This window comes from Acidovorax sacchari (assembly GCF_042847045.1).
GTDB lineage: Bacteria > Pseudomonadota > Gammaproteobacteria > Burkholderiales > Burkholderiaceae_C > Paracidovorax > Paracidovorax sacchari.
Genome location: NZ_AP035783.1, coordinates 4,436,475 through 4,462,620 on the forward strand (window position 1 = coordinate 4,436,475; position 26,146 = coordinate 4,462,620).

General features: G+C 69.2%; 28 protein-coding genes. 13 read left to right on the forward strand and 15 right to left on the reverse strand.

The features are described from left to right. Positions 1–9: 9 nt before the first annotated feature. The 5 genes from ACGHC0_RS19635 to nadC all read right to left on the reverse strand — a co-directional run bounded on the left by ACGHC0_RS19635 (position 10) and on the right by nadC (position 5,853). Complete coding sequence (locus ACGHC0_RS19635) at positions 10–1,218, reverse strand: hypothetical protein (protein ID WP_368352556.1); 1,209 nt, start codon at positions 1,216–1,218, stop codon at positions 10–12. 1 nt (position 1,219) lies between these two features. Further along, positions 1,220–1,714 (reverse strand): hypothetical protein, encoded by a 495-nt coding sequence (locus tag ACGHC0_RS19640; RefSeq protein ID WP_368352557.1) that lies wholly within the window; start codon positions 1,712–1,714, stop codon positions 1,220–1,222. Positions 1,715–1,955: 241 nt separating this feature from the next. Next, the gene (locus tag ACGHC0_RS19645; RefSeq protein WP_368352558.1) at positions 1,956–3,755 is read right to left on the reverse strand and encodes a chorismate-binding protein; all 1,800 of its coding nucleotides are present in this window, start codon (positions 3,753–3,755) and stop codon (positions 1,956–1,958) included. Then, positions 3,752–4,879 (reverse strand): quinolinate synthase NadA, encoded by a 1,128-nt coding sequence (gene nadA, locus ACGHC0_RS19650; RefSeq protein WP_368352559.1) that lies wholly within the window; start codon positions 4,877–4,879, stop codon positions 3,752–3,754. Before nadA ends, ACGHC0_RS19645 begins: the two co-directional genes overlap by 4 nt. Positions 4,880–4,959: 80 nt before the next feature. Continuing rightward, complete coding sequence (gene nadC, locus ACGHC0_RS19655; protein ID WP_368352560.1) at positions 4,960–5,853, reverse strand: carboxylating nicotinate-nucleotide diphosphorylase; 894 nt, start codon at positions 5,851–5,853, stop codon at positions 4,960–4,962. Positions 5,854–5,985: 132 nt separating this feature from the next. Between nadC and panB the strand changes: the two genes are divergently transcribed. Both panB and panC read left to right on the forward strand, forming a co-directional pair. Then, positions 5,986–6,876, forward strand: coding sequence for a 3-methyl-2-oxobutanoate hydroxymethyltransferase (gene panB / locus ACGHC0_RS19660; protein ID WP_368352561.1), 891 nt, complete (start codon positions 5,986–5,988; stop codon positions 6,874–6,876). Between the two features lie 68 nt (positions 6,877–6,944). Further along, entirely contained in the window at positions 6,945–7,793 is an 849-nt protein-coding gene (gene panC / locus ACGHC0_RS19665; protein ID WP_368352562.1) for a pantoate--beta-alanine ligase, read from the forward strand. Between the two features lie 275 nt (positions 7,794–8,068). Here panC and ACGHC0_RS19670 read toward each other — a convergent pair whose 3' ends face one another. From ACGHC0_RS19670 to ACGHC0_RS19685, 4 genes are all read right to left on the reverse strand, one after another. Then, complete coding sequence (locus ACGHC0_RS19670) at positions 8,069–9,097, reverse strand: NAD(P)H-dependent glycerol-3-phosphate dehydrogenase (RefSeq protein WP_368352563.1); 1,029 nt, start codon at positions 9,095–9,097, stop codon at positions 8,069–8,071. A gap of 88 nt (positions 9,098–9,185) precedes the next feature. Then, the gene (gene secB / locus ACGHC0_RS19675; RefSeq protein ID WP_011796887.1) at positions 9,186–9,644 is read right to left on the reverse strand and encodes a protein-export chaperone SecB; all 459 of its coding nucleotides are present in this window, start codon (positions 9,642–9,644) and stop codon (positions 9,186–9,188) included. A gap of 124 nt (positions 9,645–9,768) precedes the next feature. Next, the gene (gene grxC, locus ACGHC0_RS19680) at positions 9,769–10,026 is read right to left on the reverse strand and encodes a glutaredoxin 3 (protein WP_013596134.1); all 258 of its coding nucleotides are present in this window, start codon (positions 10,024–10,026) and stop codon (positions 9,769–9,771) included. 55 nt (positions 10,027–10,081) lie between these two features. Next, positions 10,082–10,489 carry a rhodanese-like domain-containing protein gene (locus ACGHC0_RS19685; RefSeq protein WP_368352564.1) on the reverse strand — a complete coding sequence of 136 codons (408 nt, stop codon included), beginning with the start codon at positions 10,487–10,489 and terminating at the stop codon, positions 10,082–10,084. A gap of 81 nt (positions 10,490–10,570) precedes the next feature. Here ACGHC0_RS19685 and gpmA point away from each other — a divergent pair, with 81 nt between their 5' ends. From gpmA to ACGHC0_RS19705, 4 genes are all read left to right on the forward strand, one after another. Next, entirely contained in the window at positions 10,571–11,314 is a 744-nt protein-coding gene (gpmA, locus tag ACGHC0_RS19690; protein WP_019702034.1) for a 2,3-diphosphoglycerate-dependent phosphoglycerate mutase, read from the forward strand. A 139-nt stretch (positions 11,315–11,453) separates the two neighbouring features. Further along, a complete protein-coding gene (locus ACGHC0_RS19695) occupies positions 11,454–12,893 on the forward strand; it encodes a S41 family peptidase (RefSeq protein WP_368352565.1) in 1,440 nt (479 codons plus the stop codon). Positions 12,894–12,996: 103 nt separating this feature from the next. Continuing rightward, positions 12,997–13,782 carry a HesA/MoeB/ThiF family protein gene (locus tag ACGHC0_RS19700; protein WP_368352566.1) on the forward strand — a complete coding sequence of 262 codons (786 nt, stop codon included), beginning with the start codon at positions 12,997–12,999 and terminating at the stop codon, positions 13,780–13,782. 115 nt (positions 13,783–13,897) lie between these two features. Then, positions 13,898–14,293, forward strand: coding sequence for a response regulator (locus ACGHC0_RS19705; RefSeq protein ID WP_368352567.1), 396 nt, complete (start codon positions 13,898–13,900; stop codon positions 14,291–14,293). A gap of 263 nt (positions 14,294–14,556) precedes the next feature. Here the strand turns inward: ACGHC0_RS19705 and ACGHC0_RS19710 are convergent, their stop codons facing one another. After that, complete coding sequence (locus ACGHC0_RS19710) at positions 14,557–15,189, reverse strand: response regulator transcription factor (RefSeq protein ID WP_011796894.1); 633 nt, start codon at positions 15,187–15,189, stop codon at positions 14,557–14,559. A gap of 145 nt (positions 15,190–15,334) precedes the next feature. Between ACGHC0_RS19710 and ACGHC0_RS19715 the strand changes: the two genes are divergently transcribed. The 6 genes from ACGHC0_RS19715 to ACGHC0_RS19740 all read left to right on the forward strand — a co-directional run bounded on the left by ACGHC0_RS19715 (position 15,335) and on the right by ACGHC0_RS19740 (position 19,853). Continuing rightward, positions 15,335–16,675, forward strand: a complete 1,341-nt coding sequence (locus ACGHC0_RS19715) for a CHASE3 domain-containing protein (protein WP_368352568.1) — start codon at positions 15,335–15,337, stop codon at positions 16,673–16,675. A 266-nt stretch (positions 16,676–16,941) separates the two neighbouring features. Then, complete coding sequence (locus ACGHC0_RS19720; RefSeq protein WP_011796896.1) at positions 16,942–17,106, forward strand: DUF1328 domain-containing protein; 165 nt, start codon at positions 16,942–16,944, stop codon at positions 17,104–17,106. A gap of 51 nt (positions 17,107–17,157) precedes the next feature. Beyond that, positions 17,158–17,553 (forward strand): hypothetical protein, encoded by a 396-nt coding sequence (locus ACGHC0_RS19725; protein WP_415266516.1) that lies wholly within the window; start codon positions 17,158–17,160, stop codon positions 17,551–17,553. A 98-nt stretch (positions 17,554–17,651) separates the two neighbouring features. Beyond that, positions 17,652–18,206 (forward strand): ferritin-like domain-containing protein, encoded by a 555-nt coding sequence (locus tag ACGHC0_RS19730; RefSeq protein WP_368352570.1) that lies wholly within the window; start codon positions 17,652–17,654, stop codon positions 18,204–18,206. A gap of 111 nt (positions 18,207–18,317) precedes the next feature. After that, the gene (locus ACGHC0_RS19735; RefSeq protein ID WP_013596144.1) at positions 18,318–18,632 is read left to right on the forward strand and encodes a BON domain-containing protein; all 315 of its coding nucleotides are present in this window, start codon (positions 18,318–18,320) and stop codon (positions 18,630–18,632) included. A gap of 144 nt (positions 18,633–18,776) precedes the next feature. Then, positions 18,777–19,853, forward strand: coding sequence for a zinc-binding metallopeptidase family protein (locus tag ACGHC0_RS19740; RefSeq protein WP_368352571.1), 1,077 nt, complete (start codon positions 18,777–18,779; stop codon positions 19,851–19,853). Positions 19,854–19,878: 25 nt separating this feature from the next. On the opposite strand, the gene coaD is transcribed toward ACGHC0_RS19740, so the two are convergent. The 4 genes from coaD to ACGHC0_RS19760 are packed head-to-tail and all read right to left on the reverse strand — an operon-like array spanning position 19,879 to position 23,915. Further along, positions 19,879–20,382 (reverse strand): pantetheine-phosphate adenylyltransferase, encoded by a 504-nt coding sequence (gene coaD, locus ACGHC0_RS19745; protein ID WP_368352572.1) that lies wholly within the window; start codon positions 20,380–20,382, stop codon positions 19,879–19,881. 42 nt (positions 20,383–20,424) lie between these two features. Next, entirely contained in the window at positions 20,425–21,075 is a 651-nt protein-coding gene (gene rsmD / locus ACGHC0_RS19750) for a 16S rRNA (guanine(966)-N(2))-methyltransferase RsmD (protein ID WP_368352573.1), read from the reverse strand. Further along, a complete protein-coding gene (locus ACGHC0_RS19755; RefSeq protein ID WP_415266517.1) occupies positions 21,072–22,433 on the reverse strand; it encodes a M16 family metallopeptidase in 1,362 nt (453 codons plus the stop codon). The genes rsmD and ACGHC0_RS19755 overlap by 4 nt, the downstream gene beginning before the upstream one ends. A 27-nt stretch (positions 22,434–22,460) precedes the next feature. Continuing rightward, entirely contained in the window at positions 22,461–23,915 is a 1,455-nt protein-coding gene (locus ACGHC0_RS19760) for a M16 family metallopeptidase (RefSeq protein ID WP_415266518.1), read from the reverse strand. Between the two features lie 29 nt (positions 23,916–23,944). Between ACGHC0_RS19760 and ftsY the strand changes: the two genes are divergently transcribed. After that, complete coding sequence (gene ftsY / locus ACGHC0_RS19765; protein ID WP_368352576.1) at positions 23,945–25,213, forward strand: signal recognition particle-docking protein FtsY; 1,269 nt, start codon at positions 23,945–23,947, stop codon at positions 25,211–25,213. Between the two features lie 35 nt (positions 25,214–25,248). Here the strand turns inward: ftsY and ACGHC0_RS19770 are convergent, their stop codons facing one another. Beyond that, positions 25,249–26,100 (reverse strand): fumarylacetoacetate hydrolase family protein, encoded by an 852-nt coding sequence (locus tag ACGHC0_RS19770; protein WP_415266519.1) that lies wholly within the window; start codon positions 26,098–26,100, stop codon positions 25,249–25,251. Positions 26,101–26,146 lie beyond the last annotated feature (46 nt).

Here is a 26,146-nt window from a genome sequence, read left to right on the forward strand (position 1 = left end):
GCCGCAGGATCAGCCGGCCACGGGCCGCATCATCGATGCGATGGCCTGGAAGGCACCGATCGACTGGCCGACGGCGCGGCCACTGCGCTGCAGGGTCCCGCGCTCCGGCGCATCTTCCGCCAGGGCGCGCGCCTGCGGCAGCGAACCGGCAGCCGAAACGGACCGGGCCAGTTCCGCCATCGCGGCGGACGAGCGGCCCACCGATTGCGCGGCACGCCGCGCCATCAGGCCCTGCACGGGGCTCGGCGCATGCGCCGCCGCATCCCCCGCCGCGGGCTCTGCCATGAAGAGCGGCGCGGCCACGGCGGTTTCCATCACCTTCGCCAGGACGGCCTGCCCACGGACGGCCCCCGACGATACGGCCGCGTGCAGCACGCCCAGGTCCGGCACCGGCAGGGTGGACGCCTGCAGGCGCAAGACCAGCGCAGCGCCCACGTGGCGGCCGGCCTCTGCATGCCCGCCGCGGGCCACGGCCCCCAGGGCGATCTGCGCGGCCAGCACATTGCCGTCGCTGCCCGGCGTCGTGATGTCCTCCTGCAGGGAACGGGCCCGCTCGCGCAGCGCCGTCCCGGAGGCCGGCTCCAGCGCGTTCATCCCGTGCACCATGGCATCCGGCACGATCGCACGCTCGTCGATCGGCTCGAACGGCAAGGGCGGAAGCGGCGCCATGGCACCGATCATCGCCTCGGCACGCCGGCTGGCCGCGCCATCCAGCAATGCCTCCACGGCTGCGTCCGGCATCCTGCCAGCGCCATGCAGGGCGCCGAATGCCAGCGCGGCCTGCTCGGCACCCTGGCGCGCAGCCGCAAGATCGGAAGGCAGCGACCGGTCCAGGCCGGCGAGCGCCGCCTGTCCGTGCCGGATCGCCTCGCCATGGGCGGCCTCCTGGCGGCCCGGCATCGACAGGTCCTGTCGCAGGGCGGCGAGCAGCCGGGTGCCGTCGGCGGAGCCGGCCGCGGCCCTGCGCTGCGCTGCCGCCGGCATGCCGGCCGGTGAAGCCGCCTGGCGCGCCACCACCGGGCGCGGCGGCAGGGCCGCGGTCCTGCTCCTGCCGGCCACGCCGCCCTGGGGCTGGGGCGCACGCCGCGCCAGCCCGGACGGAGCTTCCAGGGACTCGGAAGAAGGCCGACCGGTCGGAGCATCCGCAGGCCGTGTCTCCGTGGCGCGCGCCGCATCCGGCCCGGTGGGGGAGCCTTTGCGCGAAATGCGGGTGGTCATGTCAGCCTCCTGCGATGCCGGGGGAAAAGACCAGGGTGGCCAGGCGCGCGGTGGCCACCATTTCGGCTGCCAGTGCCTGCCCTTCGGCATCCCCGGCGGGCAGGGTCACGCGGCGGTGCAGGGTCGCCTCGCCTTCCGGCAGGCAGCCGATCGCGGCATCGAACCCCGCCAGCAGCCCCGGCGCGTTGGACAGCAGCGCGGACGCATCCTGCGCCGGCATTTCGGAGAACCGCTGCCGCATGACCACGGTGAGCATCACCTGCACATCCGGCCGCGGCATCGCGTCCTGCCTGCCGGGCGGAGGCGACAGCGGCGCCACGGTGATCAGCAGGTCGCCGATCGCGCACCCGCCATCCTCCGCCGCACGGTCGATCCCGGCGTTGTCCATGCCCAGCGCACGGGCAGCGGCGCGGATGAAATCATGGGTATCGAGCGGCGGGCTCTGGAACGTGGCGGCACCGTTGTCGGCTACCGCGGGCTGGTGAGACGATCGCATGAGAAATCCTTGTCGTGTATCGAAAAGCGGCGGTCCCTGCCACAACGTGCGCTTTTGGAGCACGCCCGCGCGGGCACGTACGGCATGGCCGGGAACGGGTGCCCGGCCGCCGCGACCCGCAACCACAGGTCCGCCCCGGCAGGGTACCGATGCGGGGGGCATGCAGGCGGCACGGCGCGAAGGCATGCACGGCGATGCGAAGCCGCCAGCCACGGATCCGAAGCCGGCGCCGTGAGCGCGCTCAGGAACCGGAGGCCAGTTCCGCGGGCAGCCAGCCCCGCAGGCTGTTCAGGAACGCCCATCCGCGCACGCGGGGCACGTCTTCCAGCCGGACCACGGCCTCCACGAGCCGCCCCTCGCGCAGCGCGACCGCCCGCCCCACCCCGGGCAGCAACCCGCAGTCCAGCGGCGGCGTGACCCAGCGCCCGTCCAGCAGCGCCGCGATGTTGCCGAAGGTGCCTTCGGTGATCTCCCCCGCCTCGTTCCAGAGCACCGTATCGAACACCCCCGGCGCGGCGGGCGCGAAGGCCGCGTAGTGCGTGCGCCGCGTGGTCTTGTGGCGCACGAACTCGCCATGCGCCGCGCCGAAAGGCCGGTCCGCCAGCACCAGCCGCACCGGCACCGGCACCTCCGGGCAGGCGAACGCTTCGGCGCGTGGCCGTCCGGCGGCATCCAGCAGCAGCCGCGCGCGCCACCGGCCCTGCGGATGCGCCGCCGCCAGGGCGTCCAGGCAGGCCTGCACGCGGCCGGCATCCCAGGGAAAGCCGAAATGCGCGGCGGACCCGGCCATGCGCGCCAGGTGCTCATCCCGATGGCGGAAGGCCCCTTCCTGCAGCGCCAGCGTCTCCAGCACCTCGAAAGGCTGGCTGGCCCGCTCCACGAAGGCCCGCTTGTGGCGCCACTCGTCCCATTCGGCATCCGCCTGCGCATCGGAAGTGATGCCGCTGCCGATGCCGCATTCCGCTGTGCCGCCACGCAGCACCACGGTACGGATCGGCACGTTGAAGGTGGCCGAGATACCGCCCTCTCCAGGCGCGCCGTCGGGACGCACCACGCCCAGCGCCCCGCAGTACACCCCGCGCGGCGCAGCCTCCAGCGCGCGGATGGTCCGCATCGCCTGCACCTTGGGCGCCCCCGTGACCGACCCGCAGGGGAACAGCGCGGCGAACACGTCCGCGAGGCCCAGCCCCGGCCGCGTGCGGGCCGTCACGTCCGACGTCATCTGCCATACGGTGGGCAGCGCCTGGGTGCGGAAAAGCGCAGGCACGCGCACGCTGTGGGGCTCGGCGATGCGCGAGAGGTCGTTGCGCAGCAGATCCACGATCATCACGTTCTCGGCCCGCTCCTTGGGAGCAGTGCGCAGATGTTCCGCCCGGGCTTCGTCCGCTTCGGGGGTGGCACCCCGCGGTGCCGTGCCCTTCATCGGGCGGGCCAGGATCGATCCGCCCGCGGGCCCCGAACGCCAGTCGAAGAACAGTTCTGGAGACACCGACAGCACCTGCTCGCCTCCGGTATCGATGTGCGCGGCGTATCCCTCCGGCTGCGCGCGCTGCAGGGCCCCGAACAATGCCGCCGGGCTGCCCTCGAACCGGCCCCTCAGCGGCGCGGTGAAATTGACCTGGTACAGTTCGCCATCGCGGATGGCCTGCTGGATGCGCCCGAAGGCCCCATCGAAGTCCTGGCGGTCCAGTCCGCTCCAGCCCTCCACCGACGCGGACGCATCGCCGGCTCCAGCCAGGTCGCCGCAGCCCGCCGCTCGGCCTGCCGGCAAGGGGGCGCCATACACCGCGAACCACGCCAGCGGCCCGTCGGCCGGGTGCGTCACGAGCGCCGCATCGAACGCCCCCGCCGCCTCATAGCGCAGATAGCCCACGCACCATGCGCCCCGCCGCGCCGCAGCGTCCACCGCATCGAGCACGGGGCGGACCTCCTGCAGCGAGCGGGCCACCAGCACCTCGCGCGGCTCCGCGAAGGCCAGGCGCAGCCGCGGTGCCGCCGGGTCCAGCGGCGTGGAGAAATCGATGCGGGCCGAAGGGGTCATGCCGCGCCGATGCGCGGCACCAGGGCGCCCGCGGGCTGCCCCCCCTTGAGCGCCGCGGTGAACGCGAGCATGCGGTCGATGGGCTGGCGTGCCCGCGGAATCAGCGCCGGATCGACATGGACCGCATTCGCGCCGGTCTCCAGCACGCGCGCCACATCGGCCAGGCCGTTCATGGCCATCCAGGGGCAGTGCGCGCAGCTCTTGCAGGTGGCGCTGTTGCCGGCCGTGGGCGCCTCGTGGAACACCTTGTCCGGATTGAGCGCACGCAGCTTGTGCATCATCCCGTTGTCCGTGGCCACGATGAACTCGCGCGCGTCCATCTCGCGCGCTGCCTTGAGGATCGCGCTCGTGGAACCCACCGCATCCGCCAGGGCCACCACCTCGGCCGGGCTCTCCGGATGCACCAGCACCCGGGCCTGCGGATGCTCCCGCTTGAGCGCCTCCAGTTCCGCCGCCTTGAACTCGTCGTGCACGATGCAGGCACCGTTCCAGAACAGCATGTCCGCCCCGGTCTCGCGCTGGATGTAGGCCCCCAGGTGCCGGTCGGGCGCCCACAGGATCTTGTGGCCCGCCGCATGCAGTGCGCCCACGATCTCCAGCGCGCAGCTGGACGTGACCAGCCAGTCGGCCCGCGCCTTCACCGCGGCGCTGGTGTTGGCATAGACCACCACGGTGCGGTCCGGATGCGCGTCGCAGAAGGCGCTGAATGCGTCCACGGGACACCCTAGGTCCAGCGAGCAGGTGGCGTCCAGGTCGGGCATGAGCACGGTCTTCTCGGGCGACAGTATCTTCGCCGTCTCGCCCATGAAGCGCACCCCCGAGACGACCAGCGTCTGCGCTGCATGGTCGCGCCCGAAGCGGGCCATCTCCAGCGAATCGCTGACGATGCCGCCGGTTTCCTCCGCCAGATCCTGCAGGTCGGGGTGCACGTAATAGTGCGACACCATGACCGCGTTCTTCTCGCGCAGCAGCGCGCGGATGCGCTCCTTGAGCGCGGCGCGTTCGGCCGGCAGGGGCTCCGCGGGCACGCGGGCCCAGGCGTGGCGGGTGGAACACACGCCCCCGCCCTCGCTGGCGGGCTGTTCGTATTCCACGGGCTTGAGGGCGAGGGTGTCGGTGGTCATGGCGGGGTGCCTATCGGGCCGGTTCTGCGGGGCCTCGTTGGGGTTTCGGAAAACGCGCGATGCAACGTGCGGCGGGCGACTCAGGCCGGATCCTGCATGCGCATCGAAAAATCGGTGGCCTTCACGTCCTTGGTCAGCGTGCCGATGGAAATGCGGTCCACGCCCGTCTCGGCCAGCGCGCGCAGGCCTTCCAGCGTCACGCCCCCGGAAATCTCCAGGATGGCCGGCCCCGCGGGATGCGCGGCATTCAGGCGCACGGCGTCATGCAGCATCGGCAGCGGCATGTTGTCCAGCAGCACCATGCGGGCACCGGCCGACAGGGCCTCGTCCAGCTGCTCCAGCGTCTCGCATTCGATCTCGATGAACTTCGCCTGCGCGGCCGCGGCACGCGCCGCTTGCAGCACGGCCGTGACACCTCCCGCCGCGGCGATGTGGTTTTCCTTGATGAGCACCGCGTCGTGCAGACCGATGCGGTGGTTGGTGCCTCCCCCCATGCGCACGGCGTACTTCTGCGCCAGGCGCAGTCCGGGCAGGGTCTTGCGCGTGTCCACGATCTGCGCGCGGGTGCCCGCCACGGCATCGACATAGCGCCGGGTCTTGGTGGCCACGGCAGACAGCAGTTGCAGGAAATTGAGCGCCGTGCGCTCTGCACTCAGCAGCGCGCGCGCCTGGCCTTCGATCTCCAGCACCACCTGGCCGGCCGTGCAGCGCTGGCCTTCGGCCACGTGCCAGGTCAGGCGCACGCCCGGATCCAGCGCACGCAGCGCGGCCTCGGCCCAGGGGGCGCCGCAGATCACGGCCTCTTCGCGGGCCAGCACGCGCGCACGCGCACGCCGCGCCGGATCGATCAGGGCGGCGGTCAGGTCGCCCGCTCCCACGTCCTCCTGCAGGGCACGGGCCACGTCGGCGTGCACCACGGCCTGCCACTGCGCATCGCCGGTCGGGACGGCGGCTGGCTGAAACAAATTCGTCATGGGACGCGAGCATACCGGCAACGCGCCCCCGCCAGCAGGGGTGTCCCCTGCCTGTGGAAGAGCACTCCGGCGGACCGGTCCGGACGCCGGCTTAGACTCGCGGCTCATTCGCGTTTCCCGAGGATTGATTGCATGACCGCGCCAACGCCGACACCCGCCAACGCCGCCACGCCCTACGGCACTCTGCCTCCCGCCTCCCCGCTGCCGCAGCGCCGCCCCGTGAGCCTGCCGCGCCTGGCGCAGATGCGCGAGGCCGGCGAGAAGATCACCATGCTGACGGCCTATGACGCCACCTTCGCCGCGGTGGCCGACGCTGCGGGAGTGGAATGCCTGCTCGTGGGCGATTCGCTGGGCATGGTCTGCCAGGGCCTGCCCAGCACCGTGGGCGTGTCCCTGGACACCATGGCCTATCACACGGCCAGCGTGGCGCGGGGCCTGCACCGGGTGCAGGGCACGGCCTGGCTGATCGCCGACCTGCCCTACGGCAGCTACGCGGAAAGTCCCGAACAGGCCATGCGCAGCGCCTGCACGCTGATGCAGGCCGGAGCCCACATGGTCAAGCTCGAAGGCGGTGGCTGGACGGCACCCACCGTCCGGTTCCTGGTCGAGCGCGGCGTGCCGGTCTGCGCGCACCTGGGCCTGACCCCTCAGACCGTGCATGCCCTGGGCGGCTACCGCGTCCAGGGCCGCAGCGACGAGGCCGCGCGCGCACTGCGCAGCCAGGCCAACGAACTGCAGGACGCGGGCGCCGCCATGCTGGTGCTCGAAATGGTGCCCGCCACCCTGGCGCGCGAGGTGACCGATGCCCTGCCGCGCTGCCACACCATCGGCATCGGCGCCGGCAGCGGCACGGCCGGCCAGGTGCTGGTGCTGCACGACATGCTGGGCGTGAACCTCGGCAAGAACCCGAAGTTCGCGCACGATTTCATGGCCCAGGCCGGCAGCGTGCGCGGCGCCATCGAAGCCTACGTGCAGGCCGTCAAGACGGGGCAATTCCCGGACGACGCACTCCACGCCTGGTGACGCGCCCTCCCCGAAAGCCCGCAGCCGGCCTTCCGCCGCCCTTCCGACGTTCTTCCAGCCGCTCCTCCATGCTCATCGCACACTCCATCGCCGACCTGCGCTCCGCGCTCGCCAGCCGGGGCCGCCCGGCCTTCGTCCCCACCATGGGCAACCTCCACGAAGGGCACCTGTCCCTGGTGCGGCAGGCCGGCGCGCTCGGCGACGTGACCGTCGCCAGCATCTTCGTCAACCGCCTCCAGTTCCTGCCCCACGAGGATTTCGACAGCTATCCCCGGACCTGGGAGGCCGACCGCACGCAACTGGAGGCCGCGGGCTGCGACATCCTCTTCGCCCCCCGCGAGACGGACCTCTACCCGCAGGCGCAGACTTTCAAGGTCCAGCCCGATCCGCTGCTGGCCGACCTGCTCGAAGGGCACTTCCGCCCCGGCTTCTTCACGGGCGTCTGCACCGTGGTCATGAAGCTGTTCTCCGCCGTTTTCGGCACGACCGGCGGCGGCACGGCCCTGTTCGGCAAGAAGGACTACCAGCAGTTGATGGTGATCCGCCGCATGGTGGAGCAGTTCGCCCTGCCGGTGGACATCGTCGCGGGGGATACCTGCCGCGCCCTGGACGGGCTCGCCCTCAGCTCGCGCAATGGCTACCTGGGACCTGCAGAACGCACCCAGGCGGTGGAGCTGTCGCGCGCCCTGCGGACACTGTCGGACGCCGCACTCTCCCGCCCCGTCGCCGACTGGCCCGAACTGGAGGCTGCGGCGAGCGACGCGCTGCGTAGCCAGGGCTGGCAGCCCGACTACCTCGTGGTGCGCCGCAGGGCCGACCTGCAGCGTCCCGACACCGCACCCGAGCCCGGCACGCTGGTGGCCCTGGGCGCGGCCCGGCTGGGCTCCACACGGCTCATCGACAACCTCGAAATCTGAGCAGCTCGGCACGAGATGTCCCGCGCGGCGGGAAGGTGCGCACCTACGCGGGCAGGTGCCGCGCGCGCACAATCCTCAGGGCGGCAGGGTCTTAAGGTGGAGGCATCTTCAACCCACCTTTCAGGAGAAAGACCATGCCCATCATCCTGTGGCTCCTCGGCGTCCCGTTGTCCCTCGTCCTGCTGCTGATGCTCTTCGGCGTGGTGTGACGCGGGTCCGCGGCATGGGGCAGCCGGTGCGCCGGCCCCATGCTGGCGCACCGCGGCCAGCAACGCTCAGCAGGAGCGCAGTTCCGCCGCGGGGCCACGCCCCATCAGCCGTGCCACCGCCTCCGGAGCGGTCGAACGGCCATCCAGCAACGCCACCACTTCCTGCGCGATCGGCATGTCCACGCCGAGCTGGCCTGCGCGACGCACCACCGTCCGTGCGCTGTACACCCCTTCGGCCACATGGCCGAGCGATTCCACTGCCTGATCGAGCGTGAGCCCGCGCGCGAGTGCCAGGCCCACGCGGCGGTTGCGGGACAGGTCTCCCGTGGCCGTCAGCACGAGGTCGCCCAGTCCGGACAGACCCATGAACGTCTCCGCCCGCGCGCCGAGCGCGAGCCCGAGACGGCTCATCTCGGCCAGCCCCCGGGTGATGAGCGCGGCACGTGCGTTCGTGCCCAGATCCAGCCCATCGCACAGCCCGGTAGCGATGGCCAGCACGTTCTTCACGGCCCCACCCACTTCCACGCCCACGATGTCCTCGTTGGCGTAAACGCGCAGGGTGGGCCCATGGAACGCCTCCACGAGCAGTTCACGCACTTGCGCATCGCGGCTGGCAGCCACCAGCGCGGTAGGCCGCCCCTGGGCCGCCTCCAGCGCGAAGCTGGGGCCGCTGAGCGCGCCTGCGCGCAACCGCGGGGCCACCTGGCTGCAGATCTCGTGCGCCATCAGCCCCTGGGACGAGGCCTCGCCACCTGCGGGAACGGCCTCGAACCCCTTGCACAGCCAGGCCACGGGAAGGGTCGCATCGCGCAGTTCCTCCAGCATGCCGCGCAGCCCCGACATGGGGGTGGCGACGATGGCCAGGTCGGCCTGGCAGGACGCGAGCGCCGCGGATGGCGCACCGCTCGCGAGGGCGAGGGCCGGGGGAAAGGCGATGCCCGGAAGATAGCGGGCGTTCTGGCGCGCCGCCTGCATGGCGGCGGCCTGGCCTCCATCGCGCGCCCAGAGGGTCACGGCATGTCCGGCCGGGTGCGCGGCAGCGCTGAGAGCCATGGCCGTGCCCCAGGCGCCTGCACCGAACACGATGATCTTCATGAGGGATGTCGTTGCGGTTTCGGCAGGGGAACCGCTCGCAGTCCCCGGCTGCGACGCGCCGCCGCGCGGCGGCGCCCGGTGGGAAGGATTACTGCGTGACGCCCGGCGTCGGCGCGGCCGAAGCCAGCTGCGACTGCTGCTGCTCGTACATCGCCTGGAAGTTGATCTCTGCCAGGTGCACGGGCGGGAAGCCGGCGCGCGTGATCACGTCGGCGATGTTGCCGCGCAGGTAGGGATACACGATCTGCGGGCAGGCGATGCCCATGATGGGGCCCATCTGGTCTTCCGGAATGTTGCGGATCTCGAAGATGCCGGCCTGCTTGGCCTCGACCAGGAACACCGTCTTGTCCTTGATCTTGGTCTGCACCGTGGCCGTCACGGCCACTTCGAAAATGCCGTCGGCGACGGGGGCCGCCTCGACGCCCAGCTGGATGTCCACGTTGGGCTGCTCCTGCTCCAGCAGGATCTGGGGCGAGTTCGGCTGCTCCAGGGACAGATCCTTCAGATACACGCGCTGGATCTGGAACACGGGATTTTCTTCGGACATGAGGTCGTTCTTTCGATTCGGAAACGGGAAAAGGGCCAGGTAAGACAAAGCCCGCCGGGGACGTCTCGTTCCCGCAGCGGGCAGCACCCGGGGCCGCATTATGCAGCGCCCGGCCGGTGCGTCTTCAGGCGCCGAGCAGGGGCATCAGGCCACCGCGGCCGTCGAGCGCGACCAGGTCGTCATGGCCACCCACGTGGGTGTCGCCGATGAAGATCTGCGGCACCGTGCGCCGTCCGGTGATCTCCATCATGTGCGAACGGGCCTCGGGGTCGAGATCCACGCGGACCTCCTCGATCTGCTCCACGCCCTTGGACTTGAGGATCTGCTTGGCCCGGATGCAATAGGGGCAGACGGCGGTGGTGTACATCTTGACGGGTTGCATGGGGCGGGCCTTCCTGGAAGATTGCGTGGGGTGTGACAGGGCACGTGGTGCCGCTTCAGGCCTTTTCAACCGGCATGCTGGCATCGCGCCAGGCCTTCAGCCCGCCCGCGAGCGCCTCGGCCTTCTCATAGCCGAGCTTCCTGGCCACCGCCACCGCGCGCTGCGCCCGGGCGCCCTTGGCGCACACCAGCACGAGCGGCACCGACTTGTTCCTGACCACCTGCGGCAGGCGTTCCTCCAGCTGGCCCAGCGGCACGTTCTTCGCGCCGCCGACATGGCCGGCCGCGAACTCGTCGGGCTCGGAGACATCGACCACCACGGCCTTCTCGCGGTTGATGAGTTGCACCGCGCGCGCCGCGGTGAGCGAGCCGCCCGCGGCTTCGCGGAAGACCGGCAGGAGCAGCATCGCGCCCGAAACCAGCGCGACGAGGACGAGATACCAGTTGTCGATGATGAAATTCACGGAAGTCCTTGGGGAAAGCAAACCGCGCAATTTTAGAATGCGGCGTTTTACCCGACCGCATCCACTGCTTCTCACGCCACCATGCACAAACTCGTCCTGATCCGCCACGGCGAATCCACCTGGAACCTCGAAAACCGCTTCACCGGCTGGACCGACGTGGACCTGACACCCACCGGCATCGAGCAGGCCAAGACCGCCGGCCGCCTGCTGAAGGCCGAAGGCTACGAGTTCGACCTGGCGTTCACCAGCGTGCTCAAGCGCGCCACGCGCACCCTGTGGCACGTCCTGGACGAGATGGACCGCACCTGGCTGCCCGTGGAGCACAGCTGGCGGCTCAACGAGCGCCACTACGGCGCCCTGCAGGGGCTCAACAAGGCCGACATGGCCAAGCAGTACGGCGATGCGCAGGTGCTCGTCTGGCGCCGCAGCTACGACACCCCCCCGCCGGCCCTGGAGGCCACCGATCCGCGCAGCGAGCGCGGCGACCTCCGCTATGCCGGCCTCGCCCCCGAGCAGATTCCGCTCACCGAATGCCTGAAGGACACCGTCGCCCGGGTGCTGCCTTTCTGGAACGAGCGCATCGCACCCGCCATGCGGTCGGGCCAGCGGGTGATGGTCGCCGCCCACGGCAACTCGATCCGGGCACTGGTCAAGTACCTGGACGGCATCTCCGACGACGACATCGTCGGCCTGAACATTCCCAACGGCATTCCCCTGGTCTACGAGCTGGGCGACGACCTGAAGCCGCTGCGCCATTACTACCTCGGCGATGCCGAGGCCGCGGCCAGGGCGGCCGCCGCGGTGGCGTCCCAGGGCAAGGCCTGACCCCACGGGCCGCGGGCGGGGGTAAACCCGCGAGGCGGCCCCGATGCGCCAAAAAGCCCCGCGGGCGCGGAACTGCGCCGCGCCTGCCCTTTCCAAGGGGGTGTATATTGGACCTAGAACCGGCAAAGGTGTTTTTCGAATGGGCCACAAACTCAAAATCGCAGGATGGGTGTCGGTCGGCGTCGTTGCCGGCGCTCTGACCACGGTCTCCCTGCAGACCGTCGCCCGCGGAGCCATGACTCCGCTTCCCCTCGAGGAAATCCAGCAGCTCTCCGCGGTCTTCGGGCTCATCAAGACCGACTACGTCGAGCCCGTGGACGACAAGAAGCTCATCACCGACGCCATCTCCGGCATGGTGTCCAGCCTCGACCCGCACTCCCAGTACTTCGACAAGAAGTCCTTCAAGGAATTCCGCGAGGGCACCACGGGCCGCTTCGTGGGCGTGGGCATCGAAATCACCCAGGAAGACGGCCTGATCAAGATCGTGTCGCCCATCGAGGGCTCCCCGGCCTTCCGCGCGGGCCTGAAGACCAACGACCTCATCACCAAGATCGACGACACGGCCGTGAAGGGGCTCGCCCTCAACGAAGCCGTCAAGAAGATGCGCGGCGAGCCCAACACCCAGGTCACGCTCACCATCTTCCGCAAGGACGAAAGCCGCACCTTCCCGGTCACGGTCACGCGCGAGGAGATCAAGACCCAGTCCGTGAAGGGCAAGGTGATCGAGCCCGGCTATGCTTGGATCCGGCTGTCGCAGTTCCAGGAACGCACGGTGGACGACTTCGTGCGCAAGGTCGAGGAGATCTACCGCCAGGATCCGAACCTCAAGGGCATGGTGCTGGACCTGCGCAACGACCCCGGCGGCCTGCTCGACGCGGCCGTGGCCATCTCCACCGCCTTCCTCCCAGAGGACGTGACCGTCGTGTCCACCAACGGGCAGCTCGCGGAGAGCAAGGCGGTCTACAAGGCCTCTCCCGAGTTCTACCAGCGCCGCGGGGCCGGCGACCCGCTCAAGCGGCTGCCCGCGGCGCTCAAGAACGTTCCGCTGGTGGTGCTGGTGAACGAAGGCTCCGCTTCGGCCAGCGAGATCGTCGCCGGTGCGCTGCAGGACCACAAGCGCGCCACCGTCATGGGCAGCCAGACCTTCGGCAAGGGATCGGTGCAGACCGTGCGCCCCCTGGGCCCGGACACCGGCATCAAGCTCACCACGGCGCGCTACTACACGCCCAGCGGCAAGTCGATCCAGGCCAAGGGCATCGTCCCCGACGTCATGGTGGACGACAGCCCCGACGGGGACCCCTTCGCCGCATTGCGCATGCGTGAGGCGGACCTCGAAAAGCACCTGACCAGCGGCCAGGGCGAGGAGCAGAAGGACGAAGCGCGCGAAAAGGCCCGCGAGGAGGCCCGCAAGCGCCTCGAGGAAGAAGCCAAGAAACCCGTCGCCGAACGCAACAAGATGCCCGAGTTCGGAACCGACAAGGATTTCCAGCTCACCCAGGCACTCAACCAGCTCAAGGGCCTGACCGTCGTCGTCAGCAAGACGCAGACGGAGCGCAAGGAAGAGAAGAAGGACAACTGACCGGCGCGGATGCATCCTTCCAGCGAGGGCCGGACTCCGAGGGGTCCGGCCTTTTGCTTTGTGCTTCGTGCTCCTCGCCATCGCCCGCACCACGCCCCCATCCATGAACGACGACCAGCTCCTGCGCTACTCCCGCCACATCCTGCTCGACGAAATCGGCATCGAAGGACAGGAACGGCTGCTCGCCGCCCATGCGCTGGTCATCGGTGCCGGCGGTCTGGGATCGCCCGCAGCCCTGTTCCTCGCTTCGGCAGGCGTGGGCCGCCTGACCCTGGTCGATGCCGACACCGTGGACCTGACCAATCTGCAGCGGCAGATCGCCCACACCACGCAGCGTGTCGGCGAGTCCAAGGTCGCTTCGGCAACGCAGGCCGTGCAGGCGATCAACCCCGGCGTGCAGGTGCAGGCGCTGCCCCTGCGCGCGGATGCACCCTGGCTCGACGCCCATGTGCCGCTCGCGGACGTGGTGCTCGACTGCAGCGACAACTATGCAACGAGGCAGGCCGTCAACGCCGCCTGCGTTCGCCACCGCGTGCCTGTGGTGGCCGGCGCAGCGATCCGCTTCGACGGACAGATCACCGTGATCGACCCGCGCGCTTCCGATACGCCCTGCTACGCCTGCCTCTTCCCACCGGAGGCGGCCTTCGAGGAAGTACAGTGCTCCACGATGGGCGTGTTCGCACCGATGGTCGGCGTCATCGGCGCCATGCAGGCGGCCGAGGCGCTCAAACTGCTCTGCGGTGCCGGACGATCGCTCGCAGGCCGCCTGCTCATGCTGGACGGCCTTTCCATGGAGTGGACCGCCATGCGCGCCGGCCGCGACCCGGCCTGCAGCGTGTGCGGAACACGGCACGCGAAAGAGGGCGCCAGCGGCGAAGCCCTTCAGTAGGAGAAATCCTACCGGGGTAACACCCTGCTGCTGGCAGAATGCCGGCTCTCTCCCTATAAAGTAGAGCCGTGATCAACCCCTCCCATCCGACGCCTTCAACGGCACCGGCCTCACAGTGAAACTGCGCACCTATATTGTCGAAGACAACGCCACGATCCGGGAGAACCTGATCGGCACGCTGGAGGAGCTGGCGGAAGTCGAAGCCGTGGGTGTCGCCGAAACCGAGGACGAAGGCAAGGAGTGGCTGGCCTCGAACCCAGAACAATGGGACCTGGCCATCGTGGATCTTTTCCTCAGGCAAGGCAGCGGCCTGGGCATCCTCGCAGCCTGCCGCGACCGCACGGCACGCCAGAAGATGGTCGTCCTGAGCAACTACGCCACCCCCGATGTTCGCGTGCGTTGCGCCCAGCTCGGCGTCGACGCCGTGTTCGACAAATCCAACGAGATAGATGCCCTCGTGGAGTACTGCGTGGAACACAGCACGCTGCGCAAGACCGCCAGCAGCGCCTGACCGCGCAATCGTTTTCCACGCCGCAGCGGATCTTTCTGCGGCCTCCGAGGCCATCTCACCCTGCAGGCGCTCACGCATGCAGCCGCGTGATGCAGCGCCCTATCCCATGAAGTACAAAACCCCGGAGGGAATCCATCCCTCCAGGGTTCTGAACGCGCGGATCTGCAAACCAGTCCAGGCGTGGCGAACCGGTCCTCCGAAGGCCTGGCTGCGGGGCACACGCTGCAGCAGGGCGCGATGCCCTGCCGCAAACGACCCACCGATCAATCGATGAGCTTGTTCTTCAGCGCGTAGTAGGTCAGGTCGCTGTTGGACGACAGCGCCATCTTCTCCATCAGGCGCGTGCGGTAGGTGCTCACGGTCTTGACGCTCAGGGAAAGCGACTTCGCGATGTCGCCCGCGGTCTCGCCCTTGGCCAGCTTCAGGAACACCTGGAACTCGCGCTCGGAGAGTTGCTCGTGCGGAGGCGCGTCGTCCTTGCGATTGAGCTGCTGCGCGAGCAGGTCCGCCACGGCCGGCGTGAGATAGCGGCGGCCCAGAGAGATGGTGCGGATGGCCTCCACGATCTCCTTGGGGTCGCATTCCTTGTTCAGGTAGCCGCTGGCGCCCTGGCGGATGAGGTTGATCGCGTAGTGTTCCTCAGGGTACCCGCTCAGGATGAGGATGCCCATGTCCGGCGCTTTCGCGCGCAGCATGGCCAGCGCATCGAGGCCGCTCTGGCCGGGCATCGACAGGTCCATCAGCAGCACGTCGATCTCGTGGTTGCGCACGAGGTCGATGGCTTCGCGGCCATTCGCGGCCTCGCCGACTACGCGAAGGTCTACATGTTCTGACAGAAATTGTCGCAATCCCGAGCGGACAATCGCATGGTCATCCACAATGCCGATCTTGATCATTGAGAGTTTCTTTCAAGAGGCAGCTGGGCTGCCCATCATTGGTCAGGTGGCCCATCCACCGTTGCGGGAGCGTGCCTGCGGCGATTGCTGCGGGCTGATGACATTATCCAGAATTCGCCCCCGTCCCTACCGGAGAAACATACATATGCGCTGGTCCAATTTTCGCAAGATGGCTGTCAGCCTGCCCCTGGCGCTGCTGGCAGCCGCTGCGTTGGTTGGCATCAATGAAGCCGGATACGCGCGGTCCAACGAAGCCGTGCGCGCGCTGTCGAGCACCTACACGACCCGCGCCGCGCTCAACCGCATGATGCAGAACATGCTGGATGCGGAAACGGGCCTGCGCGGCTACCTGCTCACGGGCGACGACCGCTATCTCCAGCCCTACCAGAAGGCGGCCGCCACCATCGATGCCAACCTGGAAGAGTTGCGTGCCATCTACCGTTCCTCTCCGGAAGACCAGGAAGACTTCACCCAGCTCTCCCGGCAGATCTCCCGCAAGATGTCCGAGCTGGACCTGAGCCTGCGCCTGCGCCGCCAGAACAACGACGACGCCTGGAAATTCGTCCTCTCCACCGATGTCGGCAAGGAGAACATGGATGCCATCCGCACACTGTCCGGCCGCCTCGCGCAGCGCAGCACGGACCGCTCCACGCACCACACCGACGAGATCCTCCACTCGCTCACCCTCTCGCGCATCGGCATCGCGACCGTCGTGGCCATCGGCCTGCTCGCGTTCTACATGTACCTGCGCCAGGCCAGCGCCCTGCAGACCGCCCAGGAACGCGAGCAGGAGGCCCTGCAGCGCGAGCGCGACCGGCTGGAACTGCTGGTGCGGGAACGCACCGCGTCGCTGACCGAACTGGCGAACCACCTGCAGCAGGTGCGCGAGGATGAGCGGGGCCACCTGGCCCGCGAACTGCACGACGAACTGGGCGCACTGCTCACGGCCGCCAAGCTCGACGTCGCGCGGCTGAAGTCGAAGATCGACGCGCAGTCGCCCGAGATCGCCGAGCGGCTCAAGCACCTCACCGAAACCCTGAACAGCGGCATCGCGCTCAAGCGCAGGATCATCGAGGACCTGCGGCCCTCGTCCCTCTTCAACCTGGGCCTGACCGCCTCGCTGGAGATCCTCGCGCGCGAGTTCGAGCAGCGCAGCAGCGTGGAGGTGGAACTCAATCTCGAACCGGTGGAGCTGCCGGAGGCTGTGCAGCTCACGATCTACCGGATGGTGCAGGAGTCGCTGACCAACATCGGCAAATACGCCAATGCCACCAAGGTGCTGGTGGCCGTCCACAACTACCCCACCCATGTGGCCGTGCAGATCCGCGACAACGGCGCGGGCTTCGACACCACCAAGGTACAGGCCTCCGCCCACGGGCTCATGGGCATGCGCCACCGCGTCGAGGCCGCCGGCGGGCGCCTGACGGTCACCTCCGAAGCCAACGAAGGCACGCTCGTTTCCGCCGTGCTGCCCGTCGTTCACTGAACGCCGCAGGGCGCCGCCACGCGCCCGCTGCAGCCGTTGCCGCGGCCTCTTCCACGCCGCTTCCTGCGACGTTTCCCACGGTCTTTTCCTCCGGTTTTCCGTCGCTGCACCATTGCAGCGGCGGTGGTCGGCCGCGTCCTACAGCGCAGCGCGCCAGGGGCCGGCAGCCTGGGTGCGCCCCCAAATCTACATTGGATCCCAGGCGCCAACGCGACAGCGCCATCGACCAACCACCGACCGGCCCTCCGGTCCAAGAGGAGAAAGATATGTTGCACTACGCAGTCGTTTTTCTGGTGATCGCCCTGATCGCCGCACTCTTCGGCTTTGGTGGGATCGCAGCGGGCGCCGTCGGCATCGCCAAGATCCTGTTCTTCGTGTTCGTGATCATGGCCGTCGTCACCTTCGTGCTGAGCCTGCTCAAGCGCGGCTGAACGCACCGACCCACCCGCCCTGACGACCCGACTACCTGAGGAACAGAAACCATGGAAGCACAAAAACTCGCCGACAAGGCTGCAGATACCGCGCACGATGTGGCCGACGACATGCTGGACAACGCCCAGGACGCCGTGCGCACCACCCGCAACGCGGCGAACAAGACCCTGGACAAGGCCGAACGCAAGGTGCGGGAACTGCAGAGCGACGTGGATCCGCTGATCGACGACCTGGCCGCACGCGCCCAGGACCTCGCCTCCCGCGGTATCGCCTACTGCGCAGACACCAGCGAGCGCGCCCGCCGGCAATTCAACCAGGCCGCCGATGCCACCGCCCGCTACGTTTCGGAACAGCCCGGCAAGTCGCTGGCCATTGCAGCGGCTGCAGGTGCCTTCGTGGCCACGCTGTGCATGCTGGCACGCCGCCCCCGGGGCCGCGACTACTGATCTCCCGACTTGCGAACGCGGGACCGGAAACGGAAGCCTCCAGCAGCCCTCCACCACCGGCCCGCTCCATATCCACAACAACATTCCACGGGCGCTCCATGACCACCCCGAACTCCACACCTACGGCAACTGCATCGCTCACCCTGGATGAGAAAGCCCTCCAGTACGCTGCCACCCAGGATCTCGACGAAGGCGCCGTCACGCCTGCGTACGGTCCGCACCGCGACGCCATCGTGAAGCTGCTGAACGATGCTCTGGCGACCGAACTCGTGTGCGTGCTGCGCTACAAGCGCCACTACTTCACGGCCGACGGTCTGGAGTCTCCCGCGATCGCCGCGGAATTCCTGGTACATGCGAACGAGGAAGCCGCCCACGCCGACCTCATCGCCCAGCGCATCGTGCAACTGGGCGGCGAGCCGGACTTCAGCCCCCGCACGCTGGAAGAACGAAGCCACGCGCAGTACGACGAGTCGTCGGACCTCAAGGCGATGGTGCGCGCCAATCTGGTGGCCGAACGCATCGCTGTCGAAGCCTACCGGCAGATGATCACCCTGATCGGCGACAAGGACCCCACCACGCGCCGCATGCTGGAAGGCATCCTCGCCGACGAGGAAGAGCATGCCGACGAACTCAAGGATTGGCTGCACCGCTGAAGGCGCAGCCGGCCCTCGCAGGCAGTCCACCGGCAAGGAGGGTGCAGAAGGCCGGCGGACTGAAGGATGTCCCCGCACCCGTGTTCTCTCAACCAAACCAAGGAAATAACCATGAAGTACGCTCGTGCACTCGCCTTTGCAGCCCTCGCTGGCGCCACCATCGTCACCACCGGATGCTCGGTGGCACGTGACCAGCAGACCGTGGGCTCCTACGTGGATGACGCCGGCATCACCACCGCCGTGAAGGCCAAGATGGCCGAAGACAAGTCGGTCTCCGCCACGTCCATCAGCGTGGAGACGCTGAACGGCACGGTGCAGCTGTCCGGCTTCGCCAAGTCGCAGGCCGAGAAGGATCGCGCGGAAGCCATCGCCCGCAACACCAAGCACGTGCGGGAAGTGCGCAACAGCATCGTCGTGCGTCCCTGATGCACGCGGGCCGGCGGGCTCCACCCGCCCGGCCATCCCTCTCAAGCAGGCTCCTCACGGAGCCTGTTTTTTCTTTTGCAGTCTTCTGCGGCAGAGTCCATCGCCCACCGCCAATGGCCGCCATCGGCCCTATGCTCCGCAACCATGCAGGTTTTCAATTGCGACCAGTGCGGTCATCTCGTTTTCTTCGACAGCGTCCAGTGCCTGCACTGCGGCGCGAAGCTGGCCTTCCTGCCTGACCTGCTCACCATGGCGGCGCTGGTGCCCGCGGTGCCGGGCCTGCAGGGCGATACCGACCTGTGGCAACGGGTACCGTCGCGCCGCCAGGGCAGCGCCTCGCCGCTCTACCGCATGTGCCACAACCGGATCGCGCACGCCGCGTGCAATTTCGCGGTAGCCGCCGACGATCCGCAGCAGTTGTGCGGGTCGTGCCGCCAGACACGCATCCTTCCCGATCTCTCCGAACCGGCCAACCTGCGCCGCTGGAAGCAGATCGAGCATGCCAAGCGGCAGCTCTACTACACCCTCGCACGCCTGGGCCTGCAGCCCGCGCCCGACGGAGCCAGTCCGGTCTTCGAGTTCCTGGCGGACCAGCCCGGACATCCCGTGATGACGGGGCATGCAGCCGGAACCATCACGCTGAACGTGGCCGAGGCGGACGATGACGAGCGCGCCCGGCGGCGCCTCGCGCTGCACGAGCCCTACCGCACCCTGCTGGGCCATCTGCGGCACGAATCGGGCCATTTCTACTGGGACCACCTGCTGCTGGAATCAGGCCGGCTGAAGGAATTCCGCTCGGTCTTCGGCGACGAACGCCAGGACTACGGCGAGGCCCTGCAGGCCTACTACGCCAGCAGCCCGCACCTGGGCGGGTGGCGCGAGCGCCACGTGAGCGCCTATGCCACCGCCCACCCCTGGGAAGACTGGGCCGAGACCTGGGCCCACTATCTGCACATGGTCGATCTGCTGGAAACGGCCTCCAGCTACCACACGGGTCTGGAAATACCGGAAAGCGGCGTGATGCAGAGCTACCGCGTAGGCAATCCGTTCGCCACGGACCGGCCGGATTTCGAGGCCATGGTGCAGGAATGGGTGCCGCTGACGCTGCTGCTCAACAGCCTGAACCGGAGCCTCGGCCAGCAGGACGCCTACCCCTTCGCCCTGTCGTCCGGGGCGCTGGCCAAGCTGCGCTTCGTGCACGACATCGTCCACGCCGCCTGAGGACCGCGCGGGCCCCGAAGGGGCATCAGCCCGCCGGGGCCATCGCCCGGACCCTGTCGGCGAGCCGCTGGCAGACCCCGGGGGACACGAACTTGTCCACTTCGCCGCCGAGCACGGCGATCTCGCGCACGAACGTGCTGCTGATGAACTGGAACTTGTCGCTCGGGGTGAGAAAGACCGTCTCGACCTCGGGCATGAGGCTGCGGTTCATGCCGGCGAGCTGGAATTCATAGTCGAAGTCGGTGACGGCACGCAGGCCGCGCACCATGGCCTTGCCGCCGCGCGCGACCACGAAGTCGCGCAGCAGCCCGGAGAAGCTCTCCACCTGCACCTGGGGATAGGGCTGCACCGCCTCGCGCACCATCTCGATGCGCTCTTCCAGGCTGAACAGCGTTTTCTTGTGGTGGCCCGCGGCGACCGCCACGATCACGCTGCCGAACAGCTGCGTGGCGCGGCGCACCACGTCCTCATGGCCCAGCGTGATGGGGTCGAAAGTGCCGGGATAGACGGCGATGACGTTCTGGACCATGGCGGGCGGATCTCCTGGATTGAAGGCAGTCGGTGGAGCGGATTATTGCGGCGCTCTTGCGCCCTGGCCCTTGCGAATCAAGTGGGCATGTACCGCGCCCGCCCGCAGATGGCGGTGGATGGCAAGGCCCAGGGGTGCCAGCGCCGCATCGTCCCAGGGCTGGGGCGCCTCGAGGTAGATGCATCCATCCTCCGCAAGCACCGGCGCGGCAGCCGCCAGGGCCGCGTCGAACAGCCCGCCGTCGAAAGGCGGATCGAGCAGCACCAGGTGCGCGGAGCCCGGCGCACGCTGGCGCAGGACGGCCACGCCGTCGCCCCGCTGCACCCGTGCCGCCGTGGCGCCCAGCTTTTCACAGGAACGCCGCAACTGATCCGCGAGGGCGGCATCGCTTTCCACCAGCAGCACCTCCACCGCTCCGCGGGATGCAGCCTCCAGGCCGAGCGCGCCCGTGCCGGCGAAGGCATCGATGCAGCGCCATCCCGACAGGTCCTGTCCCAGCCAGTTGAACAGGGTCTCCCTCACCCGGTCCGGCGTGGGCCGCAGCCCCGGGCGCGACGGTACCGGCAACCGCGTGCGCTTCCAGAGTCCGCCGATGATGCGCACTTCGCCCGCACCGGCATGCCCGCCTTGCCGGCCTCCCGGACTCGCCGCAGGGCGCTGGGGCGCAGCGGGTTTGCGCGGCGCCGGGCTCATGGTGCGCTCCCTCCGACCACCACGGTCACCATCCGGGCAGGCTGCAGTTTGCGCGCCATCGCTGCGCGGATGTCCTCCGCGGTCAGCGCCTCCACGCGGTCGGTCCAGTGCTCGAGATAGTCGAGCGGCAGGTCGTTCCAGGCGATGTTCACGACATTCCCCAGCAGCTTGCGGTTGCTGTCGATGCGCAGCGCGAAGCCACCGATCAGGTTGTCCTTGGCGGCGCGCAACTCCGCGGCCGTGGGACCTTCGGCAACGAAGCGGGCGAGCACATCGCGCGACACCTGCACGGCCTGTTCCGCCTGGTCCGGACGCGTCTGCAGCGCGACGACGAAGGGGCCGGCATCCAGCCCCGGGGAAAACTGGCTGTACACGCTGTAGCTCAGCCCGCGCTTTTCGCGCACCTCCTCGGTCAGCCGCGACGTGAAGCCGCCGCCGCCCAGGATGTGATTGCCCACCAGCAGCGCGAGGAAATCAGGGTCCTTGCGCGGGAAGCTGGGCTGGCCGATCAGCACGTGTGCCTGGGCCGACGCGAAGGGGATGCGTTCTTCCTGCGACCTGGCGAGTGACTGCACGGGCGGCACCGGCGGCAGCGCGGCGCAGGCCGGGGCATCCGTGGCCGGCAGGTGCGAGAGCAGTGTCCGGGCCAGGGCGCGGGCCTGCTCCCGGTTCACGGCGCCCACGATGCTCACGCGCGCCCGGCAGGCCTGCAGGTAGCGGTCGTGGAAGTTCTGCAGGTCAGCGACTTCGATGCGTGCCAGCGTCTCCGGCGTGGCGCGCTGGCCATAGGGATGGGAGCCATAGACGGCCTGCGAGAAAGCCCTGGCGGCCACCGTGCCGGGCCGTGTTTCGGCCTCCTTCAGGGATGCGCTCCAGCGCGCGCGCTCGCGCTGCCAGATGTCCTGCGCGAAGGCCGGCTGGGCGATCTGCCGCGCGGCCAGCCGGGCCGCACGGTCCAGCAGGCCGGCATCGGTGAGCGAACGCAGCCCGTAGCTGAAGCCGTCGCGCTCCGCGGACGCCTGCAGGCTCGCGCCCAGATCGGCCCAGGCCTCGCCCAGGGCGTTCTCGTCCATTGCGGGCTCGGCCCCGTCGGCACGCACGCCCTTGGACGACATCGCGGCCACGGCGGCGGCCAGGCCGGCCTGCGGCGCCGGATCACGCCGGGCTCCGGCATCGAAATCGACCTGCACGTCCACCATCGGAATGCCGGGGCTTTCGACGAGCCAGACACGCGCGCCGCTGGGCTCGGCCCAGTGCTGGATGGGCAGCAGCGCCCAGGCGGACTGCGCGGCCAGCAGGCCGGCCGCCGCCGCGAATGCCGCCCGGAGGGCGGCTTTTTTGATTGCAAGGGGCATCATGGGAGTTTCCTTCCGGCCGGCGGCGCGTCAGTGCATGCGTCCGTCGGCGCTCGCGGGAGCGGCAGGGCGGCGGGAACCGGGTGCCACCGGCTGTGGCACCAGGGTGGCCACGGTCAACTGGTCATCGCCGAAGTAGCGGGCCGCCACGGCCTGGACCTGCGCCGGCGTCACCTCGCGCAGCAGCGCCAGCAGGCGCGCGTCGGCGTCGGGCGGAAGGCCCTGCACCCAGTTGCTTCCCAGGTCGCTCGCCTGGGCCTGCAGGGAATCACGCGCATAGATGGTGGATGCCGCCCACTGTGTCTTCACGCGCGAGAGTTCGGCATCGCCCACCCCTTCGCGCGCCACGCGGGCCACCTCGGCCCGCAACGCGGCCTCGACCTGCTGCGCCGTCTTGCCGCCCGCGGGGACCCCGCTCAGCAGGAACAGGCTCGGCCCCCTGCCCGTGACGGAGGCACCGCTGTCCGCTCCGTCGGCCACATGGTCGGCACCCTGCGTGAGAGCGCGTTCCAGCCGTGCGCCGTCGTAGCCGCTCAGCACGCCCGAGAGCATCATCAGCGCCAGTGCATCGCGGTCGGAATCCGTGAGCTGCTCCAGCCGCTGCAGCCCGGGCACCCGGAACGCCATCGCGACGAAGGCCTGTTCCGCGGGCGCCTTGAAATCGATGCGGCGCAGGCCGCGCTGCGCCGGCTCGGTGCGCGGCTTGCGCACCGGCACCGCCGCCGCGGGAATGCGGCCGTAGGTGTCTTCTGCGAGCTTGCGGACGGCTTCCGGATCCACATCACCGGCGACCACGATGGCGGCGTTCGCGGGCACGTACCACTGGCGGTGGAACGCGCGGACATCGTCCGGCGTCATCGCATCCAGGTCGCTCATCCAGCCGACCACCGGCCTGCGGTACGGAGACGCCGTGAACACTGCAGCGTTCAGTTGCTCCATCAGGGCCGCGCGCGGCTGGTCGTCCGTGCGCATGCGCCGCTCTTCCTTGATGACCTCGATCTCCTTCTTGAATTCCGCGTCCGGCCACTGGTTGTGCGCGAACCGGTCGGACTCCAGCCGCATGACCTCCGCGAGGCGCTTTGCGGGAATCTGCTGGTAGTAGCCCGTGTAGTCGCGGCTGGTGAAGGCGTTTTCCTGACCGCCCAGCGCGGCCACGCGGCGCGAGAACTGGCCTGGCGGCACCGTCTTCGTGCCCTTGAACATCATGTGCTCCAGGGCATGGGCCACGCCCGATGTGCCATCCACCTCGTCCATCGAACCGACCCGTACCCACACCATGTGCACCGCCGTGGGGGCACGCCGGTCGGTCTGCACGAACAGCTGCATGCCGTTGCGCAGCGTGTACTGGCGCACGCCGGGCACCTGGGCTCCGGGCTGGGCGCCTTGCGCCGACGCAGGCGAGGGAGAGGACGTGGTGGTGGCGGGGGTCTGGGCCCCGGCGTGCACGCAGGCCAGCAGGCCCAGGAGGGTAAGTGCGCGTTTCATAGAATGGGTGCGATTCTAAGAACCTGCCAATGTTCAGTTTTTTCAAGAAAAAGCCCGCCCCTGCTCCCGCTGCGGAGATCCCGTCCCCGGTACCGGCCGACGCTGCCCCGGCCCTGCCCGATCCCATGCCGGTTTCCGCGCCCGCCGCGCCGGAGGCCGGGCCTGCGGCCGGCGAAGCGGCAGGGACCTCCGGAGGCCCCGGAGCTTTCGGCTGGCTGCGCAACCCGTTCGCCAAATCCCCCGCTCCGCAGGAGCCTGCCGCGCCGGCTCCTCCACAGCCGGGTCCTGTGACCACTCCGGTGGCGGCTGTGCCCACGCCGATACCGGTGCCGCCGCCTGCCGTCCAGGCTCCCGTGCCCCTTCCTTCCTCCATGCCGCCGGCAATGGACGCCGGACAGGAGCGCAAGGGCTGGCTGGACCGGCTCAAGAACGGACTGCGCAAGACGGGCACCAGCATTGCCACGGTCTTCACCGGCACGCAGATCGGCGATGCGCTCTACGACGAACTCGAAGAGGCGCTGCTGATGGCCGACACGGGCGTCAAGGCCACCGAACACCTGCTGCAGGACCTCCGGCGGCGCGTGAAGGAAGCCAGGGCCACCGATCCCGCCGCGGTCAAGGGACTGCTCGCCGATGCCCTGTCCGACCTGCTGCGCCCGCTCGAGAAACCCCTCGAGATCGGACGCCACACGCCCACCGTGATCATGGTGGCCGGCGTCAACGGTGCCGGCAAGACCACCTCCATCGGCAAGCTCACCAGGCACCTTGCCACCGAAGGCGCCGCGGTCCTGCTGGCGGCGGCCGATACCTTCCGGGCCGCCGCGCGCGAGCAGCTCGGGGTGTGGGCCGACCGCAATACCGTGGAAATCGTGAGCCAGGAAGGCGGCGACCCGGCCGCGGTGAGCTTCGATGCCGTGAGTGCCGGCAAGGCACGCGGCAAGGACGTGGTGCTGGTGGACACGGCGGGCCGGCTGCCGACGCAGCTCCACCTGATGCAGGAGTTGCAGAAGATCAAGCGCGTCATCACCAAGGCCGATGGCACGGCACCGCACGAGGTACTGCTGGTGATCGACGGCAACACGGGCCAGAACGCCCTCGCGCAGGTGCGGGCCTTCGACGACGCGCTGCAGCTCACGGGGCTCATCGTCACCAAGCTCGACGGCACGGCCAAGGGCGGCGTGCTAGCGGCCATCGCGCAGGAACGCCCCATACCGGTGTATTTCATCGGCGTCGGCGAAAAGCTGGAAGACCTGGAAACCTTCAGCGCCCGCGAGTTCGCGCAGGCCCTGCTCGCCTGAGGCAGGGCCCACCCGGAACCGGAGCGCGGGGCGGATCAGCGGGCCCAGGCGCGCGTGGTCTGCCGCTGCTCGCCCAGGCCCTCGATGCCCAGCCGCATGGTGTCGCCAGCCTTCAGGTACACCGGCGGCTTCTGGCCCAGGCCCACGCCGGGCGGCGTTCCGGTACTGATGATGTCGCCCGGCATGAGCGACATGAACTCGCTGATGTAGCTCACCAGCTTCGCCACCGGGAAGATCATCGTGCGCGTGCTGCCGTCCTGGTAGCGCCGGCCGTTGACCTCCAGCCACAGGCCGAGGTTCTGCGGGTCGGGCACCTCGTCCCTCGAAACCAGCCAGGGACCGATGGGCGCGAAGGTGTCGCATCCCTTGCCCTTGTCCCACTGGCCTCCGCGCTCCATCTGGTACTCCCGCTCGGACACGTCGTTGACCACCGTGTAGCCCGCCACGTGGTCCATCGCATCGCCCTCGGCGACATACGAGGCCCTGCGGCCGATCACCACGCCCAGTTCGACCTCCCAGTCGGTCTTGGTGGAGCCGCGGGGAATCACCACGGTATCGTCCGGCCCGACGATGCACGAGTTCGGCTTCAGGAACAGGATGGGCTCGGCCGGGATCGGTGCCCCCGTTTCCGCCGCGTGGTCCGCGTAGTTGAGCCCCACGCAGACGATCTTGCCCACGCGGGCGACCGGAGGACCGTAGCGCACGCTCCCGTCCACCACGGGCAGGCTCGCAGGATCGAGGCTGGACAACGACGCCCAGGCTTCGGGCGACGACAGCAGGTCGGGATCCACGTCGGACACGTGGCCCGAGAGGTCGCGTATCCGGCCCTCGGCATCGACGAGTCCGGGCTTCTCCTGGCCAGGCTGGCCGTAACGTACCAATTTCATGCGTATCTCCAGACGGGGTCTTGCCGGACATTCTCGGCGAACCTGC

Bases quoted from the DNA above. Each gene is read 5' to 3' on its own strand.
- rsmD (WP_368352573.1), bottom strand. From the start codon at position 21,075: ATGAGCCCGGCGCCGCGCAAACCCGCTGCGCCCCAGCGCCCTGCGGCG.
- ACGHC0_RS19670 (WP_368352563.1), bottom strand. From the start codon at position 9,097: ATGAAGATCATCGTGTTCGGTGCAGGCGCCTGGGGCACGGCCATGGCT.
- ACGHC0_RS19755 (WP_415266517.1), bottom strand. From the start codon at position 22,433: ATGATGCCCCTTGCAATCAAAAAAGCCGCCCTCCGGGCGGCATTCGCG.
- ACGHC0_RS19715 (WP_368352568.1), top strand. From the start codon at position 15,335: ATGCGCTGGTCCAATTTTCGCAAGATGGCTGTCAGCCTGCCCCTGGCG.
- nadA (WP_368352559.1), bottom strand. From the start codon at position 4,879: ATGACCACCGACACCCTCGCCCTCAAGCCCGTGGAATACGAACAGCCC.
- secB (WP_011796887.1), bottom strand. From the start codon at position 9,644: ATGTCCGAAGAAAATCCCGTGTTCCAGATCCAGCGCGTGTATCTGAAG.
- ACGHC0_RS19695 (WP_368352565.1), top strand. From the start codon at position 11,454: ATGGGCCACAAACTCAAAATCGCAGGATGGGTGTCGGTCGGCGTCGTT.
- ftsY (WP_368352576.1), top strand. From the start codon at position 23,945: ATGTTCAGTTTTTTCAAGAAAAAGCCCGCCCCTGCTCCCGCTGCGGAG.
- ACGHC0_RS19770 (WP_415266519.1), bottom strand. From the start codon at position 26,100: ATGAAATTGGTACGTTACGGCCAGCCTGGCCAGGAGAAGCCCGGACTC.
- ACGHC0_RS19730 (WP_368352570.1), top strand. From the start codon at position 17,652: ATGACCACCCCGAACTCCACACCTACGGCAACTGCATCGCTCACCCTG.
- ACGHC0_RS19740 (WP_368352571.1), top strand. From the start codon at position 18,777: ATGCAGGTTTTCAATTGCGACCAGTGCGGTCATCTCGTTTTCTTCGAC.
- ACGHC0_RS19640 (WP_368352557.1), bottom strand. From the start codon at position 1,714: ATGCGATCGTCTCACCAGCCCGCGGTAGCCGACAACGGTGCCGCCACG.
- ACGHC0_RS19710 (WP_011796894.1), bottom strand. From the start codon at position 15,189: ATGATCAAGATCGGCATTGTGGATGACCATGCGATTGTCCGCTCGGGA.
- ACGHC0_RS19725 (WP_415266516.1), top strand. From the start codon at position 17,158: ATGGAAGCACAAAAACTCGCCGACAAGGCTGCAGATACCGCGCACGAT.
- ACGHC0_RS19635 (WP_368352556.1), bottom strand. From the start codon at position 1,218: ATGACCACCCGCATTTCGCGCAAAGGCTCCCCCACCGGGCCGGATGCG.
- ACGHC0_RS19700 (WP_368352566.1), top strand. From the start codon at position 12,997: ATGAACGACGACCAGCTCCTGCGCTACTCCCGCCACATCCTGCTCGAC.
- grxC (WP_013596134.1), bottom strand. From the start codon at position 10,026: ATGCAACCCGTCAAGATGTACACCACCGCCGTCTGCCCCTATTGCATC.
- ACGHC0_RS19735 (WP_013596144.1), top strand. From the start codon at position 18,318: ATGAAGTACGCTCGTGCACTCGCCTTTGCAGCCCTCGCTGGCGCCACC.
- panB (WP_368352561.1), top strand. From the start codon at position 5,986: ATGACCGCGCCAACGCCGACACCCGCCAACGCCGCCACGCCCTACGGC.
- ACGHC0_RS19760 (WP_415266518.1), bottom strand. From the start codon at position 23,915: ATGAAACGCGCACTTACCCTCCTGGGCCTGCTGGCCTGCGTGCACGCC.
- panC (WP_368352562.1), top strand. From the start codon at position 6,945: ATGCTCATCGCACACTCCATCGCCGACCTGCGCTCCGCGCTCGCCAGC.
- ACGHC0_RS19720 (WP_011796896.1), top strand. From the start codon at position 16,942: ATGTTGCACTACGCAGTCGTTTTTCTGGTGATCGCCCTGATCGCCGCA.
- ACGHC0_RS19645 (WP_368352558.1), bottom strand. From the start codon at position 3,755: ATGACCCCTTCGGCCCGCATCGATTTCTCCACGCCGCTGGACCCGGCG.
- coaD (WP_368352572.1), bottom strand. From the start codon at position 20,382: ATGGTCCAGAACGTCATCGCCGTCTATCCCGGCACTTTCGACCCCATC.
- gpmA (WP_019702034.1), top strand. From the start codon at position 10,571: ATGCACAAACTCGTCCTGATCCGCCACGGCGAATCCACCTGGAACCTC.
- nadC (WP_368352560.1), bottom strand. From the start codon at position 5,853: ATGACGAATTTGTTTCAGCCAGCCGCCGTCCCGACCGGCGATGCGCAG.